Below are 16,437 nucleotides of genomic sequence, written 5' to 3' on the forward strand. Positions count from 1 at the left end.
CACGAAGATGAAAAAACTGCTTTCGACGTGCGCGCTGATCGGCGCGACACTGCTCGCGGTGCTGGCCGGACCGGCGCACGCGGACGAGAATTTCCCTCTCGACCGCGCGCCCGATAACGCGGAGAATTTTGCTTCGTTGCAGCACGGCGCACAATTGTTTGTAAACTACTGCCTGAATTGTCACAGCGCGAATCTGATGCGCTACAGCCGGCTGACCGACCTCGGCATTACGCCGAGCGAAATCCAGTCGAACCTGTTGTTCAGCACGGACAAGATCGGCAACACCATGACCGTGGCGATGCGTCCGGACGACGCAAAAGCGTGGTTCGGCGCGGCTCCGCCGGACTTGTCGGTGGAAGCGCGGGCGCGTGGCAAGGACTGGCTGTACACGTATCTGCGCAGTTTCTACCGCGACAATACGCGGCCGACCGGCTGGAACAATCTGGTGTATGAAAACGTGAGCATGCCTCACGTGTTGTGGCAACTTCAGGGGCAACGTACTGCGAAGTTCGGTGACGAAGTCGACGAAAAAACAGGCGAGACGGTGCACAAATTTGTTGGCTACCAACAGGTCACGCCGGGGACGATGTCGCCGGTAGATTATGATTCTGCTGTGGCCGACCTCGTGTCGTACCTGTCATGGATGTCCGAACCGACTCAGAAAACCCGCAAGCAGCTTGGCGTGTGGGTACTGATGTTCCTCGGCGTCCTGAGCTTTTTCGCCTGGCGACTGAACGCCGCGTACTGGAAAGATATCAAATAATCACGCCGTCATCCGGCGTGGGGCCGGCGCCAGGAAAAGCCTGTTGAACGGTTTTTCCGCGCGCTGGCCTTTCAGCTTTTTGAGGAAACGTAAATATGATGGTTCTGTATTCCGGCACAACTTGCCCGTTCTCCCAGCGCTGCCGGCTGGTGTTGTTCGAAAAGGGCATGGACTTCGAGATCCGCGACGTCGACCTGTTTAACAAGCCGGAAGACATCGCCGTGATGAATCCGTACGGTCAGGTGCCGATTCTCGTCGAACGGGACCTGATTCTGTACGAATCGAACATCATCAACGAGTACATCGACGAGCGCTTCCCGCACCCGCAACTGATGCCGGCCGATCCGGTCCAGCGCGCGCGTGCCCGTCTGTTCCTGCTCAACTTCGAAAAGGAACTGTTTGTTCACGTCGGCACGCTCGAGAACGAAAAGGGCAAGGCCGCTGAGAAGAATCACGAGAAGGCGCGTCTCGCCATCCGTGATCGTCTGACGCAGCTTGCGCCGATCTTCCTGAAGAACAAGTACATGCTCGGCGAAGAGTTCTCCATGCTCGACGTCGCGATCGCGCCGTTGCTGTGGCGTCTGGATCACTACGGCATCGAGTTGTCGAAGAACGCTGCTCCGCTCATGAAGTACGCCGAGCGCATTTTCAGCCGCCCGGCCTATATCGAAGCGCTGACGCCTTCGGAAAAGGTGATGCGTCGTTGAGTTTGGCTTTGGGGTGAGGGCGCCGCGTCTCGATTGTTTTCCGTGCGCGCCCAAACCCGGTAAGAGGACTGTTGATGCAAGAGATTTCCACCAAGCCGTATCTGTTGCGCGCGCTGTACGAGTGGTGCACGGATAACGGTTACACGCCGCATATTGCGGTCCGGGTCGACAATCAGACGCGCGTGCCGCGTCAGTTCGTCCGTGACAACGAGATCGTGTTGAACATCAGCTTCGAGGCGACCAGCCAGTTGCAGATGGGCAACGAATGGATCGAGTTCAGCGCGCGCTTCTCCGGCAAGTCGCACAAGATCGAAGTGCCGATCACGAATATTCTCGCGATCTACGCACGCGAAAATGGCCAGGGCATGGCGTTCCCGGTCGAATCGGCGGGCGGCGAGGCGCAGGATTCAGGCGCGGACGCGGAACTGGCGGACGAAGCCGAATCGCCGGTGGCGCCCATCAGCGCGGGGCCGCGCGCCGTCGAGACGTCGTCTTCCGCTGCGGATGCGGCTGCCGCGAAGGCGGATAGCGTTGCCGACGAGCCGCAGCCTGACGATGACGGTTCGAAAGGTGGCGGAAGGGCTCGCCTCAAGATCGTGAAATGAAGTAGAATCACGGCCTCATGCCGGCTTAGCTCATCAGGTAGAGCGCTTGACTTGTAATCATGAGGTGGCGGGTTCGAGTCCTGCAGCCGGCACCAGTAGTGCGAAAACGGGTTTCTGAAGAATTTCAGAAACCCGTTTTTTATTTGGGGCGGGAATCAGGCGAGCTGGCTGGGTTCGCGCTCTGCGGTCCTTGCTGCACGCGGCAGAAGAGGCGAGCGCTTGCTGAACGGGGATGTTGGGTGAGACCGGAAAAGGGCTCATTTTCACCATATCTCATTCACCTTGTCGATTGTGGACATTTCAGTCTACGTCGATCTGGTTATTTCCTCTCAGACCAGGTCAGACGGCCCGTTCCGGGCGATCGCCGACAGATACCGTCCCGCGAACCCGGCCGGGAGAGGTACTATTCGGGCGTCAGTCGGCATCACAATCAGTCACTCCGGCGGGCAACGCCCCCGAGGCGCGAGAAGTTTCACCGCGTCACTCCTGCAACACAGACCCCACCTTCATCATGACCAGCCCCGCAACCATCACCTGGCCCGAAGCCGACGGCCCCCGTTCCGCGCGTTGGCGCTCCGAAGCCGCAGTGCCGCCGCCCAAGCGTGTCGTCGTCGCGGATGACCGCACGACCGCCGACTCGGCCTATCGCCTCGCGTGCGAGGGTACGGCGTTGCTGTGGAATGGCGACTTCCAGAACGCCCGCCAACTGTTGCAGGCGGTCACGCGCCGGCTGGAACGCAAACCGCGCAAGCAGGGCGAAACGCCGCTCGACGCGTTCAACCTGCATCGTCAGGCGCAGTCGCAACGTGCCCGTACGCTCGGCATGATTCTGATCCCGCTCGACGCCGCTTACGGCATCCCGCTGCGCCGTGCGCCTGAAGTGCAGCAAGCCTGCGTCGAAACCTACGGGCCGTCCGCCGACGAACCTTCGGTCGTGTCGCTGCGCGAATTGCTTGGGCTGATCGGTGCGCACGAGTGGCGCAAGAAGGGCGTCGAAATCCCGGCGCTCGGCGAGCGCATCCATCCGCACTACGGCGTGTTTTCGCCGGTGCGCGGTGAGTATGTGGATCTGGTTGCGCGCACACCCCTGCCGTCTTTGAACAAGGCGTTCGATATCGGCACCGGTACCGGCGTGCTGGCCGCGCTGCTCGCCAGGCGCGGCGTGAAGAAAATCGTCGCAACCGACCAGGACCCGCGTGCGCTTGCCTGCGCGCGCGAGAACATCACGCGGCTTGGCTACGATCAGCAAGTGGAGATCGTGCAGGCCGATCTGTTTCCGGAGGGCCGCGCACCGCTGGTGGTCTGCAATCCGCCGTGGGTGCCGGCGCGACCCGCATCGCCGATTGAATACGCCATCTACGATTCGGAAAGCCGCATGCTGCTCGGTTTTCTGAACGGCCTGGCGGAGCATTTGTCGCCGGGCGGTGAAGGCTGGCTAATCATGTCGGATTTCGCTGAGCATCTCGGTTTGCGTACGCGCGAGTGGCTGCTTGCCGCGATCGAAAAGGCCGGCTTGACTGTGGTCGGCCGCGAGGATATCCGTCCGCGGCACCCGAAGTCGACCGACGAAAGCGACGCGCTGCACGCGGCGCGGGTGGCTGAACTGACGTCGCTCTGGCGTCTGAAGGCGCGCTAAAGACCACCACTGAGTGATGACGCGCAATCGGGGTGCGATCACGCTCGGCAATCACGCGCTGCCAAAGCGTGGCGCATCAGATCGGCACGCCGCGCGCCTCGAGATAGGCCAGCGCGCCGCGTCCGGCGACGAGTCCGCTGGCGAAGCAGGCGGTGAGCAGATAGCCGCCGGTCGGCGCTTCCCAGTCGAGCATCTCGCCCGCGCAAAACACACCAGGCAGGCGCTCGATCATCAAATGCTTGTCCAGGGCTTCAAACGGCACCCCACCCGCCGTGCTGATCGCTTCTGCGATCGGCCGGGCGCGCGTGAGCCGGACCGGCAGCGCCTTGATCGCGTGCGCCAGACCGTGCGCGTCGGCAAAGGCTTCCTTCGACAGCATCTCGTGCAGCAAAGCCAGTTTTACGCCGCTTATACCGATTCTGCCGTGCAGGTGAGTCGACATGGAACGCGAGCCGCGCGGTCGCGTGACTTCGGCGATGACACGCTCCAACGTCAAGCCTGGCGCCAGGTCCAGAGCGATCGTGACGTCGCCGTCGGCGAGAATTCGCTCCCGGATAGCGGCAGACAGCGCGTAAATCAGGCTCCCTTCAAGGCCCGTTTCGGTCAGAAGTATTTCACCTTGTCGATTGTGGACTTTATTGTCTACGTCGGTGAGCGTGATGGCCACGGATTTCACGGGCTGGCCGGCGAAACGCTCGCGCAGATAAGGGCTCCAGTCGGTATCGAAGCCGCAGTTCGCGGGCCGCAAGGGTGTTACCGGCACCTCGCGCGCGTTCAGCAGCGGCACCCAGGCGGCGTCCGATCCGAGCCGCGGCCAGCTTGCGCCGCCAAGCGCGAACACCACGGCGTCGGGGCTCACGCGCTGCTCGCCTTCGGGTGTGGCGAAGCGCAAGTGGTATGCAGCATCGCCGTTATCGGTGTCCCACCCGGTCCACTTGTGGCGCATGTGAAAGCGCACGCCGGCCTCCCGCAACCGATGCAGCCACGCGCGCAACATCGGCGCCGCTTTCATGTCGGTCGGAAAAACCCGTCCCGAACTGCCGACGAACGTTTCGATACCCAGTCCATGCAACCAGGCCCGCAAGGCGTCCGGGCCGAACGTGTCGAGTAGCGGCGCGATCTGCTCGCGGCGCGCGCCGTAACGGTCAAGAAACGGCTCGAGCGGTTCCGAATGCGTGATGTTCATGCCGCCTTTGCCGGCCATCAGGAATTTGCGGCCCACTGAGGGCATGGCGTCGTAGACGTCGACCTGTACACCTTGCCGGGCGAGCGCCTCGGCGGCCATCAAGCCGGCGGGGCCGCCGCCGATCACGGCGACGCGGGCGGAATCGAAGGAGGATGACATGCAGTCCTGCGGATGAGCGGAAGGGCGGCGCGTCGACTCAATCAGACAATCATTCGGCGCGAAGGGCGCTATTTTCACACCGCGGGCAGCACAGGGCAAACGGGCGGCCGCGCCCCGGATCCGGCGGCCGAAAAATACTGGGTTCGGGCGGTTTCGACTCCGCCCGGTTTGCGCTCGCGGCTTTCCAATCGCCGCACGCAAACTATACTTTTCAAACACCTTCCATCGGACGCAGTGCGCGTCTTCCCCGCGTCAAACTCACCCCGCCAATATCATTGCGCCCGACGTTGCCCGTGCTGCCGCGTCGCGGCTGGCGAGGCGGTCTGCGCGCCTGCAGTCCGTTTGGATGTTTCGACGTTTGATCAAGGAGATTGCCATGACTCGCAAATACATCGACTGCCGCGAGTTTCCGAGCGAAATGCATTGTACGGTTGCCCTATCCGCCGACAGCGAAAGCGAATTGCTCGACGCGGCTGTGCAGCATGCCGTGACGGTGCACAAACACGCGGACTCGCCGGAGCTGCGCTCACAGCTCAAGACGTTGTTTCATGACGGCACGCCACCGGTCGAGGCACCGCGCGCGTGATGCGCCGTCCTTCGTCCTGAGGAAAGAGGCGGGTGACCGGTTCGAACGGTGGGGAGCTGCTCGAACCGGTCGCGGCGTGGCTTAGGGCGTCTTAACCCGGATAGGCCTCATCCACCTTCAGGCCGGCCAGCTTGAAAATGACCCGCAGCGTTTGCGGTTTGATGTCGCGGCGCGAAGCGAGCGTCGTCATCACGAAGTCGAGCACTTTCGCGTATTTGAGCATTGTCAGGCAGGTTTCCATGTCGACGCTGCCGTCGCGCATGACTTCGGCCAGCCGCAGCATTTCGGTGGAAATATCGCGCGCCATTTCCAGTTCGAGCTGCTGCTTTTCCGACCACGCGGGCGCGGCGGTGAGCTTCGCCATCATTTCCTGAAATTTCTGTTCGACGTTTCCGTTGGGTACCGTGTCCATCGCTGCCTCTTCTATTTTCCAGGCGCGCGTCCGTTTGATGTCGCGGCGCGCTGCTGGTTACGTAACGTTCGGCCCGTGTTCCGGGACCGTCCTCCCCACATGCATTCGGTTCGCGTGATCGACGCCACGGCCGGCAGCCTCTTGTTATGCGCGATACGGCTTACGCCATCGGGTGAGCCGGCCCGCAAGATGCTTTCAAGCCACGTTGGAAACGTTCCGCGTAGTGCGTTTTACGCACGAAGTGTTCCAGGTTTGTGGCGTTTCTTGCGTACTCGACACGGCTCCTCAGGTGAGCGGGGCGCGCTTTGGGTAAACTGGCAGCAACTTTTCCTTTTTTCCGTCATCTGTCGCACGTTCGCGTTGCAATCGATGGCGGTCCCCACGATGTCCAGCAAAACCCACGAAATCCGTCCGAACCAATCCGTCGAGCTGTTAAAAGAGCTCCACATCCTGACGCGCGACGGCAAGATGAACCAGGACAGCCGTCGCAAGCTGAAGCAGGTCTACCACCTGTTCCAGTTCATCGAGCCGCTGCTGAAAGACCTCAAGGACCAGCAGGGCGCGGTGACGCTCGTCGACCATGGCGCGGGCAAGTCATACCTAGGTTTTATCCTGTACGACCTTTTCTTCAAGGAGTTTCAGGACGCCGCGGGTGGTGCGTCGCACATTTACGGCATCGAAACGCGCGAGGAGCTGGTGACGAAATCCGAGGAACTGGCCAGCCGGCTGGGCTTCACGGGGATGTCGTTCCTGAATTTGTCGGTGGCGGAGTCGATCACGTCCGAGCGTTTGCCGGCGCAAATCGATATCGTGACTGCGCTGCATGCGTGTAATACCGCGACTGACGACGCGCTCCGCTTTGCGCTGCAAAAGCACGCCAAGTACATCGTGGTGGTGCCGTGTTGCCAGGCTGAGGTGGCGGGGGTTTTACGGCAGAACAAAGGTAAATCGCTGGGCAATGCGCTCACCGAGATCTGGCGGCATCCGTTGCATACCCGGGAATTTGGAAGCCAGATTACTAACGTGCTGCGCTGCTTGCAGCTGGAAGCGCACGGTTATCAGGTGAGCGTGACCGAGCTGGTGGGCTGGGAGCATTCCATGAAGAATGAACTGATCATTGCCCAGTTCAAGGATCTGCCGAGACGCAGGCCGGCTGAGCGGCTCAATGAAGTGATGGAAACGCTTGGGATCGAAGCGCTGAAGGAAAGGTTTTTTGTCCCAGCCTGATCTGGTTTGTCGCGGTGGCTTTTTCATAGTCACCGCGCGGGCTACATTTTCATCAGATCGTTCCAGCCTTTGAGACCGATCCGCCGAAGGGTGTCCTGATTTCGCTCATAAATCGCTTCCGCATCGGGGAAAGCCTGAACCGCCCGTTCAATACTGTCTTCGCGAAGCAGATGGAAAATCGGATAAGGCGCCCGATTCGTATAATTCTCGATATCGTCGGGCTCGCTGCCTTCAAACTGATAATGCGGGTGAAAGCTCGCAATCTGGATAATGCCTTCCAGCCGAAGTTGTTTGATCATTCTTTCGGCAAAAAACAGGCAGTCGTTATAGTCGAGAAAATCGCCGAGCGCCCGCGGTAAAACCAGAAGCGTGGTATCCACGGTTTCAGGACTTGCCGCAACCAGCGCCTGAATCTCGGTTTCGAGATCGGTTAAAACCCCTTCCATATCCACCGCGTCGCTCACGGCGTAGCGAATTTGCTCCTTCACGTGCACGGCCTTGGCAAAGGGGCACAAATTGAGCCCGATCACGGCCTTCGTCAGCCAGTGACGGGTGACGGCGATAACGGCATCATGGGATTCGGCAGGCGACGACATGGCACGCAGCAAAAGGGGAAAACGCCATTCTAACGGCGCGCAACGGCGCCGATCCGTAGCCTGCCGCAACCCAAGGGCAAAAACCTCAACGGGCCGCCGACCCGCCGCATGCCGCGGCGATCAACTGCGCGGCCACCTTCGGTGCGGCAAGAATCGGCCCGCAGCCCGGGCCGTACGTCTGACTGGCCGCGTACACGCCTTCGATCATCAAACCCAGGCCGTCGGCCAACGCCACGGGATCGTCGGCGCCTGCCGCGGTTGTCAGTTCCAGAAGCCGCGCCATCAGCCGTTCCTTGTTGCGAAACACGAATTGCCGGGCGGGATGCTCCACATCCGGAAACTCCACCGCCACGTTGACGAAAGGGCAGCCGCGGTAGTCGTCGATCGAGGCACGCACCGCCAGATCGTCGAAATATTGTTGAAGCTGCTTCGCCGGCTCGCCTGGATGTTTCGCGAAGCTCCGCTCCACGTAGCCGAAGAACTGCTCGTCCTTGCTCTCCAGATAAGCCATCACCAGTTCGTCCTTCGACGAAAACTGGCGGTACAGACTCATCTTGTTCACGCCGGCGCGCTCGACCACCGCGTCGACACCGACCGTGCGTACTCCCTCGCGATAAAACAGTTCGTCCGCCGCGCGCAGCAGATGCTGCTGCGCCTGCGGGCCGGCTGTCTGCGCGCCGCGCACTCGCCGAGTGCCGGCTGGCTTGCGGGTTTCACTGTCGGACATGGCATGCCACCTGAATTGAATTAACGCCTTGACATGTTACCGACCAGTAACTAAGATCGCAACACCTATTGTGACTGATCTGTCACAAGTCCTTTACCGAAGTCGTAATAATACGAGCGACGCGGCCTGTGGGGCAGGCGTCGATTGGAGAACCGATGAACTGGGCAGCGAGACTGATTGGCGGACGTTTCCACTACGGCTGGTTGACCGTGGCGGTGGTATTTCTGGTGCTGTTGGCGGCGGCGGGCACCCGTGCCACGCCGAGCGTGATGATGGTGCCGCTGGAGCATCAATTCGGCTGGAGCCGCGCGACGATCTCGCTCGCGATCTCCGTCAACATTGCGCTCTACGGATTGATGGGACCGTTCGCGGCCGCGGCGATGCAGCGCTTCGGTGTGCGTCCTACCTTGCTGATCGCGCTCGGCACGATGGCGGCTGGCGTGGCGCTGTCGTCGCTGATGACGCATCCGTGGCAGATGATCCTGGTCTGGGGCGTGATGGTCGGCGGCGCGACGGGCGTGGCGGCGCTATCGTTGTCGGCGACGGTGGTGACGCGCTGGTTCACCACCCATCGTGGTCTCGTGATGGGGATTCTTACTGCCAGTTCGGCGACCGGCCAGTTGGTGTTCCTGCCGATGCTCGCGGCGATCGCCGAGCACTATGGTTGGCGTCAGGTGGTATGGGTCGTGGCGGGCGCGGCCGCGATCGTCTTGCCGCTGGTCGCGTTTCTGTTGCCGGAGCGGCCTGCGGACATGAAGCTGCGCCCATTCGGCGAACCGGCCGACGCGCCGGTTTCCGCGACCGTGACGAAGCAGAATCCGCTGGCTATTGCCTTCGGCACGCTCGCCATGGCCAGCAAGACGCGTGATTTCTGGCTGCTGTTTTTCAGTTTCTTCATCTGCGGCGCGAGTACCAATGGTTACGTCGGCACGCACCTGATCGCAATGTGCGGCGACTACGGCATGACCGAAGTGCAGGGCGCTTCTCTGCTGGCCGCAATGGGCATCTTCGATCTGTTTGGCACGACGCTGTCGGGCTGGCTGTCGGACCGCTTCAATAGCCGCGTGCTGCTGTTCTGGTACTACGGTTTGCGCGGTTTGTCGTTGATGTACCTGCCCCACGCTTTCGGCATCGATTTCTTCGGCCTGCCGTTGTTCGCGGTGTTCTACGGACTCGACTGGATCGCCACCGTGCCGCCCACCGTGCGTCTCGCGACCGATGTCTACGGCAAGGAAGCGGCCCCGGTCGTGTTCGGCTGGGTGGTTGCCGGCCATCAGCTTGGCGCAGCGTTCGCGGCGCTCGGCGCTGGCATGTTGCGCGCGAGTCTCGGCACGTACACGGTGGCGTCGATGATTTCTGGCGGGTTGTGCCTGGTCGCCGCGGTGATCGTGCTGAGGATCAACCGGCCGGCCAAGGTACCGCAGCCGCAAGCGGTGTGAAGCCGCGCCGCTGCGCGCGGCTAACGAAGGGAACCTGGCAAGCGGCTCCATATGGAGCCGTTTGTCATTAGCTCCGATGCGCAAACTAACTGCGCACTTGTTGGAGCGCGAGCGGCCCAGCCCGGTTATGCTATGAACCCCCGGGCAGCCGCCCGTCGATCATGAATTTCGACCGAGAGAAGCGCATGACCAACAAACCCGCCCCTACCGCAGTTGCCATTCACGAGTTGATTGCAGGTCGCTGGAGCCCGCGCGCGTATTCGAGCGAGCCGGTGAGCCGCGAAGATCTGCATTCGGTGCTCGAAGCGGCACGCTGGGCGCCGTCTTCGTATAACGCTCAACCGTGGCGTTTTCTCGTATTCGACCGCAGCGTCGATGAAGTCTCGTTCAAGCAGGCCTTTGCCACGCTGGTGCCGTTCAACCAGGGCTGGAATGCGCCGGCGCCGGTGCTGATCGCGGTGACCACGCACACGCTCACCAACAAGGGCGAAGTGAACCGCTGCGCGCCGTACGACGCAGGCGCCGCGGCGATGGCGCTGGTGCTGCAGGCGCATGCGCTCGGCCTCGCCGCGCATCAGATGAGCGGCTTCGATCCGAACGCATTCCGCACGACGTTCAAGTTGCCGACAGACGTCGACGTGATCGCGATCATTTCGCTTGGCCATTATGGCGACGTCGACAAGCTCGATCCGGTGTTGCGCGAGCGCGAAAAGTCGGTGCGTCAGCGTTTGCCGCTTGCCGAGATCGCCTATGGCGGTGGCTGGAAGAAGCCGCTCTGAACATGTAGCGGCCCAGGTGGTGATAAAAAACGCGCGGCCTCAGTTCAGGCCGCGCGTTTTTTTATTTCGCATTGTTCGCGACACGTTAAGGCGCGTGGCGTGTTCGCCGCCCTCCACGCTGCTCGAAGCGCATCGCTCAATCCGCGCCCTCCATGACGCTCGAGAGCGGCGCGGCGACACTCTCAAGCGGCTTGCGCTCCGCATCCACGCCCCAGATCGCGGCGATCACCGCTGCGGCGAGCATCAGGCCCGAGCCGACCAGATAGCCCACGAACACTTCGCTGCGCTGATGCGTATCGATCAGCCGGCCGAAGAATGCCGGGCCGATGATGCCCCCCAGCGCGGTGCCGAACGCGTAGAACACCGCGATCGCCAGCGCGCGGATTTCCAGCGGAAACGACTCGCTGACGGTCAGATACGCCGAACTCGCCGCCGCCGAGGCGAAGAAGAAAACCACCATCCACGCAATCGTCTGGGTCACGACGGTGAGTATTTGCTGCTCGAACAGGTAACCGCTTACCGTCAGCAGGATGCCGGACAGCGCGTAAGTCGTGGCGATCATCTTGCGCCGCCCGATTACGTCGAAGAGCCGGCCGAGCACCAGCGGTCCAAGGAAGTTGCCGAGCGCGAACGGCAGCAGATACCAGCCGATATGATCGCCGGGCACCTGATAGAAATCGGTCAGCACCAACGCGTAGGTGAAAAAAATCGCGTTGTAGAAGAACGCCTGCGCGGTCATCAACGACAGGCCGACCAGCGCGCGTCGCCGGTGCACATTGAAAAGCGTGTGAAACACCTCGCGCAGCGGCGTATGTCCGCGTGCTCTCAGCTTGAGCCGGGTGAGGTCATCGTCGCCGAGTGTATGGCCCTCGTCGCGAAAACGCGTTTCGATGCCCTCGACGATTGAGCGCGCGTCGCGTTCGCCGCCGTGCGTCAGCAGCCAGCGCGGGCTCTCGGGCACCCAGATGCGCATCGGCAGAATCGCCAGCGCCAGCACCGCGCCGATGAAAAAGCACGCGCGCCAGCCCCAGTCGCCCGGTAGCAGAGCCGGGTCGAGCAGAACCAGCGAGCCCGCCGCGCCGAGTCCCGCGCCGACCCAGAACGTGCCGTTGATGCCGAGGTCGGTCCAGCCGCGCACCCGCGCCGGCGTGAACTCCTGAATGGTCGAATTGATCGCTGTATATTCGCCGCCGATGCCCGCGCCCGTGAGAAAGCGAAACAGCAGGAAACTGGCGAGATTCCACGAAAAAGCGGTCGCCGCAGTGGCAGCGAGATACAGCGCGAGTGTGATGAAAAACAGCTTGCGACGGCCGAGCCGGTCGGTCAGCCAGCCGAAGCCGAGTGCGCCGAGCACGGCGCCGGCAATGTACGCGCTGCCGGCGAGGCCCACGTCGGCGTTGGTAAAGCGCAACGACGGGCTGGACTTCAACGCGCTTGCCACGGCGCCCGCCAGCGTAACTTCAAGTCCGTCCAGCAGCCACGTCACGCCCAGCGCGACAACGATCAGCGAATGGAAGCGCCCCCACGGCAAACGGTCGAGCCGTGAGGGCAGATCGGTTTCAATAACGGTAGCGTTTTTCTCGTGGACAGCGGCGATAGGCGGCGCGCTCATTGCTGCAAGTCTCCTGATTATCGAAATTTGGCGGCGTATCCTGTTGGATTGAGCAATTTTTGTTCCGTCGAGCGGACCTGAGGCACGGTTGTGGGCGTCCCGGAAAGCGTCAGTTGATGCTGATCGGGCTTTCGTGATACAAAGCCGCTCCCCTTTCTGTCCGCGCCAGCCGTGAGCGGCGATTCCTGCCATGAACTATTGCGCGATTGACTTCGGTACTTCCAATTCGGCTGTAGCCGTCCCTGACGGCGCTGCGCTTAGACTTGCGCCTGTCGAGGGCGCCTACACGACGCTGCCGACCGCCGTCTTTTTCAACACCGACGAAAATACCCGGGAGTTCGGGCGCTCGGCGTTGGCGGCTTATATCGACGGTTTCGACGGCCGTCTGATGCGTTCGATGAAAAGTATTCTCGGCTCGCCGCTCGCCGAGAATTCGACCGATCTCGGCGACGGCTCGGCGATCAAGTACACGGACATCATCGCGATCTTCGTCGACCATCTGAAGCGCTCGGCGGAAAAGAGCACCGGCGGGTCAATCAGCCGCGCCGTGCTGGGCCGCCCGGTGTTTTTCGTCGACGACGATCCGCGCGCGGACCAGATGGCGCAGCAGCAACTCGAAGCGGCGGCGCGTTCGGTCGGCTTGCGGGAGATCCACTTTCAGTATGAACCGATCGCAGCGGCGTTCGACTACGAATCGCATCTGACGCAAGAGGGCCTCGTGCTGGTGGCCGACATCGGCGGCGGCACGTCGGACTTTTCGCTGGTGCGGGTGGGGCCGGAGCGGATGCAGCGCGTCGAGCGTAAAGACGACGTGTTGGCGCATCACGGCGTGCACGTCGCAGGTACTGATTTCGACCGCCGTGTCGAACTGGTGACGATCCTGCGCGAACTCGGCTATCAGACGCTCGACCCGGAAGGCCGCGAGATTCCGAGCCGGATCTATTTCGATCTGGCCACCTGGCATCTGATCAATACCGTCTACGCGCCGAAGCGCGTGAGCGAACTTACGCTCATGCGGCATCTGTTCACCGAGGTCAAGCATCACGACCGCCTGATGCGCGTCGTGGAGCGCCGCCTGGGACATGCCTTGGCGGCTCATGCGGAAGAGGCGAAGATCGGCGTGGCGGCGGGCGGCGAGACCGTGATCGATCTCGACGAGGTGGAAGACGACCTGCGCCTCGCGTTCGACGAAGCGCAGCTTATCAAGGCCGGGCAGGACGAGACGCAGCGCATCGTGCAGGCGGCGCGCGACACGGTGCAGGCGGCTGGCGTGGCCCCGCGCGACGTCAACGCGATTTACTTCACCGGTGGCTCGACGGGTCTGGCGTTTCTGTCGGGTGCATTGGCGGCGGCATTTCCCGATGCAAAAGCAGTATTCGGCGACCGTCTTGCCAGCGTTGCGACAGGTCTCGGTATTCACGCGCGGCGTCTGTTCGGATAAAAGACTTATCAATCGCATACTGCGAAGATAATCACCGCATGCAGTTACAACGGATATAAAAAAACCCCGCCGAAGCGGGGTTTTTTGCGTCCAGAAGGAAGCGTGCTTGCTTACACCGGCTTGATGTTAGCAGCTTGCTTGCCCTTCGGGCCCGTCTTCACTTCAAACGTAACCTTTTGGTTTTCTTGCAGCGTCTTGAAGCCTTCCGTGCGGATTTCCGAGAAATGCGCGAACAGATCTTCGCCGCCGCCGTCCGGCGTGATGAAGCCAAAGCCCTTTGCGTCATTGAACCACTTGACGGTACCGGTTTCCATATTACTTGTTCCTAAAGATGGTAAATAAGGCCGAAGCCCAATGGGTGCGCATGAAAATCAAGGAAGGGGGTAATGGGACCAACCGGAGTACCGTTGATGGGCGAACTACGAAAGACCAATTCACTCGCCGCTTGAAATCCTGCCCGAACGTTATACGGCGATTTCGGGAGAAGGTCAACACTCTCATCCCAACTTTACAAAATTTTGATCGACTGGCGTAAAAATTGCTTACAAACCTTGCTATTCGCTCGAGAATTTTGCCAGGGAGAACCCTTAGTTCTGCTGCAGCGTCGGGGTGCAACCGTTAAACTACGCGCCGCGCGTCGGTTGCACCTGTTTAGAATGGACCGTCGCGTATGTATGCGCGTCACCCGTCCCCAGCGCCACAAGCGATGTCACGCGGTGCCGGCATGGTTCTGCGGCAAACTTGCATGGGGTCGAAGTAAGTGCTAAAGCACTAACTCCGGCTGACACACGGTGTATGGGACCAGAGTAAGCGTTACAACGCCGGCGCTGGTCGACACAGGAGAAGATGTGAAAAGTTCTATACAACGGAACATCGGGCCAGTCGCGCTGTTGCTGACCGGTTTGGGTTCGATCATCGGATCGGGCTGGCTGTTCGGCGCGTGGAAGGCTGCAAAAATTGCCGGGCCTGCAGCCATTTGTGCATGGGTGATCGGTGCGGTGGTGATTCTCGCAATTGCACTGACCTACGCCGAACTGGGCGCGATGTTCCCGGAGTCAGGCGGCATGGTGCGCTACGCGCGCTATTCGCACGGCGCGCTGGTTGGTTTCATTAGCGCGTGGGCGAACTGGATCGCTATTGTCTCGGTGATTCCAATCGAAGCTGAAGCTTCCATTCAATATATGAGTACCTGGCCGTATCCATGGGCGCATGCGCTATTCGTGGATGGGTCATTAACGACCAATGGGCTATTGCTGTCAGCGGCCCTGGTGATCATTTACTTCCTGCTGAACTACTGGGGCGTCAAGCTGTTTGCGCGCGCCAATTCGGCAATCACGATTTTCAAGTTCCTGATTCCGGGTGCGACGATCGCGGGTCTCATGCTGACGGGCTTCCACAAGGAAAACTTCGGCGAAGCGAGCACCTTCGCGCCGTACGGCTGGTCGGCTGTGCTGACGGCCGTGTCGACGAGCGGTATCGTGTTCGCGTTCAACGGTTTCCAGAGCCCGATCAACCTCGCGGGTGAAGCGCGCAATCCGGCCAAGAGCGTGCCGTTCGCGGTGATCGGCTCGATCCTGCTGGCGCTGGTGATCTACGTGCTGCTGCAGGTCGCGTATATCGGCGCGGTGAATCCGAGCGACGTGATGAAGGGCTGGAGCCACTTCAACTTCGCCTCGCCGTTTGCCGAACTGGCAATCGCGTTGAACCTGAACTGGCTGGCTATCCTGCTGTACGTCGACGCGTTTGTCAGCCCGAGCGGTACCGGCACGACCTACATGGCGACCACTACGCGCATGATCTACGCCATGGAGCGCAACAACACGATGCCGAAGATGTTCGGCAACGTGCACCCGTTCTACGGCGTGCCGCGCCAGGCAATGTGGTTCAACCTGCTGGTGTCGTTCATTTTCCTGTTTTTCTTCCGCGGCTGGAGTTCGTTGGCGGCGGTGATCTCGGTCGCGACCGTGATCTCGTACCTGACTGGCCCGATCAGCCTGATGGCACTGCGCCGCGCGGCGACGGATCTGGAGCGCCCGCTGCACATTCCCGGCATGAAGCTGATTGCGCCGTTCGCTTTCGTGTGCGCGTCGCTGATCCTGTACTGGGCGAAGTGGCCGCTGACCGGCGAAATCATTCTGCTGATGATTGTCGCGCTGCCGGTCTACTTTTACTTCCAGGCGAAGTCGGGTTTCGGCGGCTGGGGGCGTGACCTGAAGGCCGCATGGTGGCTCGTGGCCTACCTGCCGGTGATGGCGATCCTGTCGCTGATCGGCAGCAAGGAATTCGGCGGCCGCGGTCTTCTGCCGTACGGCTGGGACATGCTGGTGGTGGCCGTGTTCTCGCTGGTGTTCTACTACTGGGGCGTCCATAGCGGTTACCGCTCGGACTACCTCGAAGAGCGTCAGACGCACGACGAAGTGCTCGAAGGCATGGGCGCGCATTAAGTCTTAAGCCTGGCTGCCGGACCGCCCTGGTCCGGCGCCGCATGAAAAAAGCCCGCCTGAGAAACTCAGGCGGGCTTTTTTGTTGGCGGCGTTACGGTCGTTTCGGTCCTGAATGGGC

Annotated in this window: 16 protein-coding genes and 1 tRNA gene; 11 read left to right on the forward strand and 6 right to left on the reverse strand. The window is 61.3% G+C overall.

The window, feature by feature from the left end; translation table 11 throughout:
• Positions 1-7 precede the first annotated feature (7 nt).
• The 5 genes from BCY88_RS16785 (at position 8) to BCY88_RS16805 (ending at position 3,711) form a co-directional block, all read left to right on the forward strand.
• Entirely contained in the window at positions 8-763 is a 756-nt protein-coding gene (locus BCY88_RS16785) for a cytochrome c1 (RefSeq protein WP_120345340.1), read from the forward strand.
• A 95-nt stretch (positions 764-858) separates the two neighbouring features.
• A complete protein-coding gene (locus BCY88_RS16790; protein WP_006052302.1) occupies positions 859-1,470 on the forward strand; it encodes a glutathione S-transferase N-terminal domain-containing protein in 612 nt (203 codons plus the stop codon).
• A gap of 74 nt (positions 1,471-1,544) precedes the next feature.
• On the forward strand, positions 1,545-2,075 hold the full coding sequence (locus tag BCY88_RS16795; RefSeq protein WP_120345341.1) for a ClpXP protease specificity-enhancing factor: 531 nt from the start codon (positions 1,545-1,547) through the stop codon (positions 2,073-2,075).
• 19 nt (positions 2,076-2,094) lie between these two features.
• A tRNA-Thr gene (locus tag BCY88_RS16800) sits at positions 2,095-2,170 on the forward strand.
• A 416-nt stretch (positions 2,171-2,586) separates the two neighbouring features.
• A complete protein-coding gene (locus tag BCY88_RS16805) occupies positions 2,587-3,711 on the forward strand; it encodes a methyltransferase (protein WP_120345342.1) in 1,125 nt (374 codons plus the stop codon).
• Positions 3,712-3,787: 76 nt separating this feature from the next.
• Here BCY88_RS16805 and BCY88_RS16810 read toward each other — a convergent pair whose 3' ends face one another.
• Positions 3,788-5,056, reverse strand: a complete 1,269-nt coding sequence (locus BCY88_RS16810; RefSeq protein WP_120345343.1) for a TIGR03862 family flavoprotein — start codon at positions 5,054-5,056, stop codon at positions 3,788-3,790.
• 376 nt (positions 5,057-5,432) lie between these two features.
• On the opposite strand from BCY88_RS16810, the gene BCY88_RS16815 reads away from it, so the two are divergent.
• Positions 5,433-5,642, forward strand: coding sequence for a DUF1059 domain-containing protein (locus BCY88_RS16815; RefSeq protein ID WP_120345395.1), 210 nt, complete (start codon positions 5,433-5,435; stop codon positions 5,640-5,642).
• Between the two features lie 91 nt (positions 5,643-5,733).
• Here BCY88_RS16815 and BCY88_RS16820 read toward each other — a convergent pair whose 3' ends face one another.
• Positions 5,734-6,054, reverse strand: coding sequence for a type II toxin-antitoxin system HicA family toxin (locus tag BCY88_RS16820; protein WP_093643478.1), 321 nt, complete (start codon positions 6,052-6,054; stop codon positions 5,734-5,736).
• 384 nt (positions 6,055-6,438) lie between these two features.
• Here BCY88_RS16820 and BCY88_RS16825 point away from each other — a divergent pair, with 384 nt between their 5' ends.
• Complete coding sequence (locus BCY88_RS16825) at positions 6,439-7,281, forward strand: class I SAM-dependent methyltransferase (RefSeq protein WP_120345396.1); 843 nt, start codon at positions 6,439-6,441, stop codon at positions 7,279-7,281.
• A gap of 41 nt (positions 7,282-7,322) precedes the next feature.
• Here BCY88_RS16825 and BCY88_RS16830 read toward each other — a convergent pair whose 3' ends face one another.
• The gene (locus tag BCY88_RS16830) at positions 7,323-7,877 is read right to left on the reverse strand and encodes a DUF1415 domain-containing protein (protein WP_120345344.1); all 555 of its coding nucleotides are present in this window, start codon (positions 7,875-7,877) and stop codon (positions 7,323-7,325) included.
• A gap of 85 nt (positions 7,878-7,962) precedes the next feature.
• Positions 7,963-8,604: a TetR/AcrR family transcriptional regulator gene (locus tag BCY88_RS16835; RefSeq protein WP_120345345.1), complete on the reverse strand. Its 642-nt coding sequence runs from the start codon at positions 8,602-8,604 to the stop codon at positions 7,963-7,965.
• A gap of 155 nt (positions 8,605-8,759) precedes the next feature.
• On the opposite strand from BCY88_RS16835, the gene BCY88_RS16840 reads away from it, so the two are divergent.
• Both BCY88_RS16840 and BCY88_RS16845 read left to right on the forward strand, forming a co-directional pair.
• A complete protein-coding gene (locus tag BCY88_RS16840) occupies positions 8,760-10,043 on the forward strand; it encodes an MFS transporter (RefSeq protein WP_120345346.1) in 1,284 nt (427 codons plus the stop codon).
• A 185-nt stretch (positions 10,044-10,228) separates the two neighbouring features.
• On the forward strand, positions 10,229-10,822 hold the full coding sequence (locus BCY88_RS16845; RefSeq protein WP_183081385.1) for a nitroreductase family protein: 594 nt from the start codon (positions 10,229-10,231) through the stop codon (positions 10,820-10,822).
• Positions 10,823-10,958: 136 nt separating this feature from the next.
• On the opposite strand, the gene BCY88_RS16850 is transcribed toward BCY88_RS16845, so the two are convergent.
• A complete protein-coding gene (locus BCY88_RS16850; RefSeq protein ID WP_120345348.1) occupies positions 10,959-12,434 on the reverse strand; it encodes an MFS transporter in 1,476 nt (491 codons plus the stop codon).
• A gap of 190 nt (positions 12,435-12,624) precedes the next feature.
• Between BCY88_RS16850 and BCY88_RS16855 the strand changes: the two genes are divergently transcribed.
• Positions 12,625-13,875, forward strand: coding sequence for an Hsp70 family protein (locus BCY88_RS16855; protein WP_120345349.1), 1,251 nt, complete (start codon positions 12,625-12,627; stop codon positions 13,873-13,875).
• Positions 13,876-13,985: 110 nt separating this feature from the next.
• Here BCY88_RS16855 and BCY88_RS16860 read toward each other — a convergent pair whose 3' ends face one another.
• Positions 13,986-14,189, reverse strand: coding sequence for a cold-shock protein (locus BCY88_RS16860; protein ID WP_007180251.1), 204 nt, complete (start codon positions 14,187-14,189; stop codon positions 13,986-13,988).
• Positions 14,190-14,723: 534 nt separating this feature from the next.
• On the opposite strand from BCY88_RS16860, the gene BCY88_RS16865 reads away from it, so the two are divergent.
• Entirely contained in the window at positions 14,724-16,319 is a 1,596-nt protein-coding gene (locus BCY88_RS16865) for an APC family permease (protein WP_120345350.1), read from the forward strand.
• The last annotated feature ends 118 nt before the right edge of the window (positions 16,320-16,437 follow it).

The organism is Paraburkholderia fungorum, from assembly GCF_003610895.1.
GTDB classification, from domain to species: domain Bacteria; phylum Pseudomonadota; class Gammaproteobacteria; order Burkholderiales; family Burkholderiaceae; genus Paraburkholderia; species Paraburkholderia fungorum_B.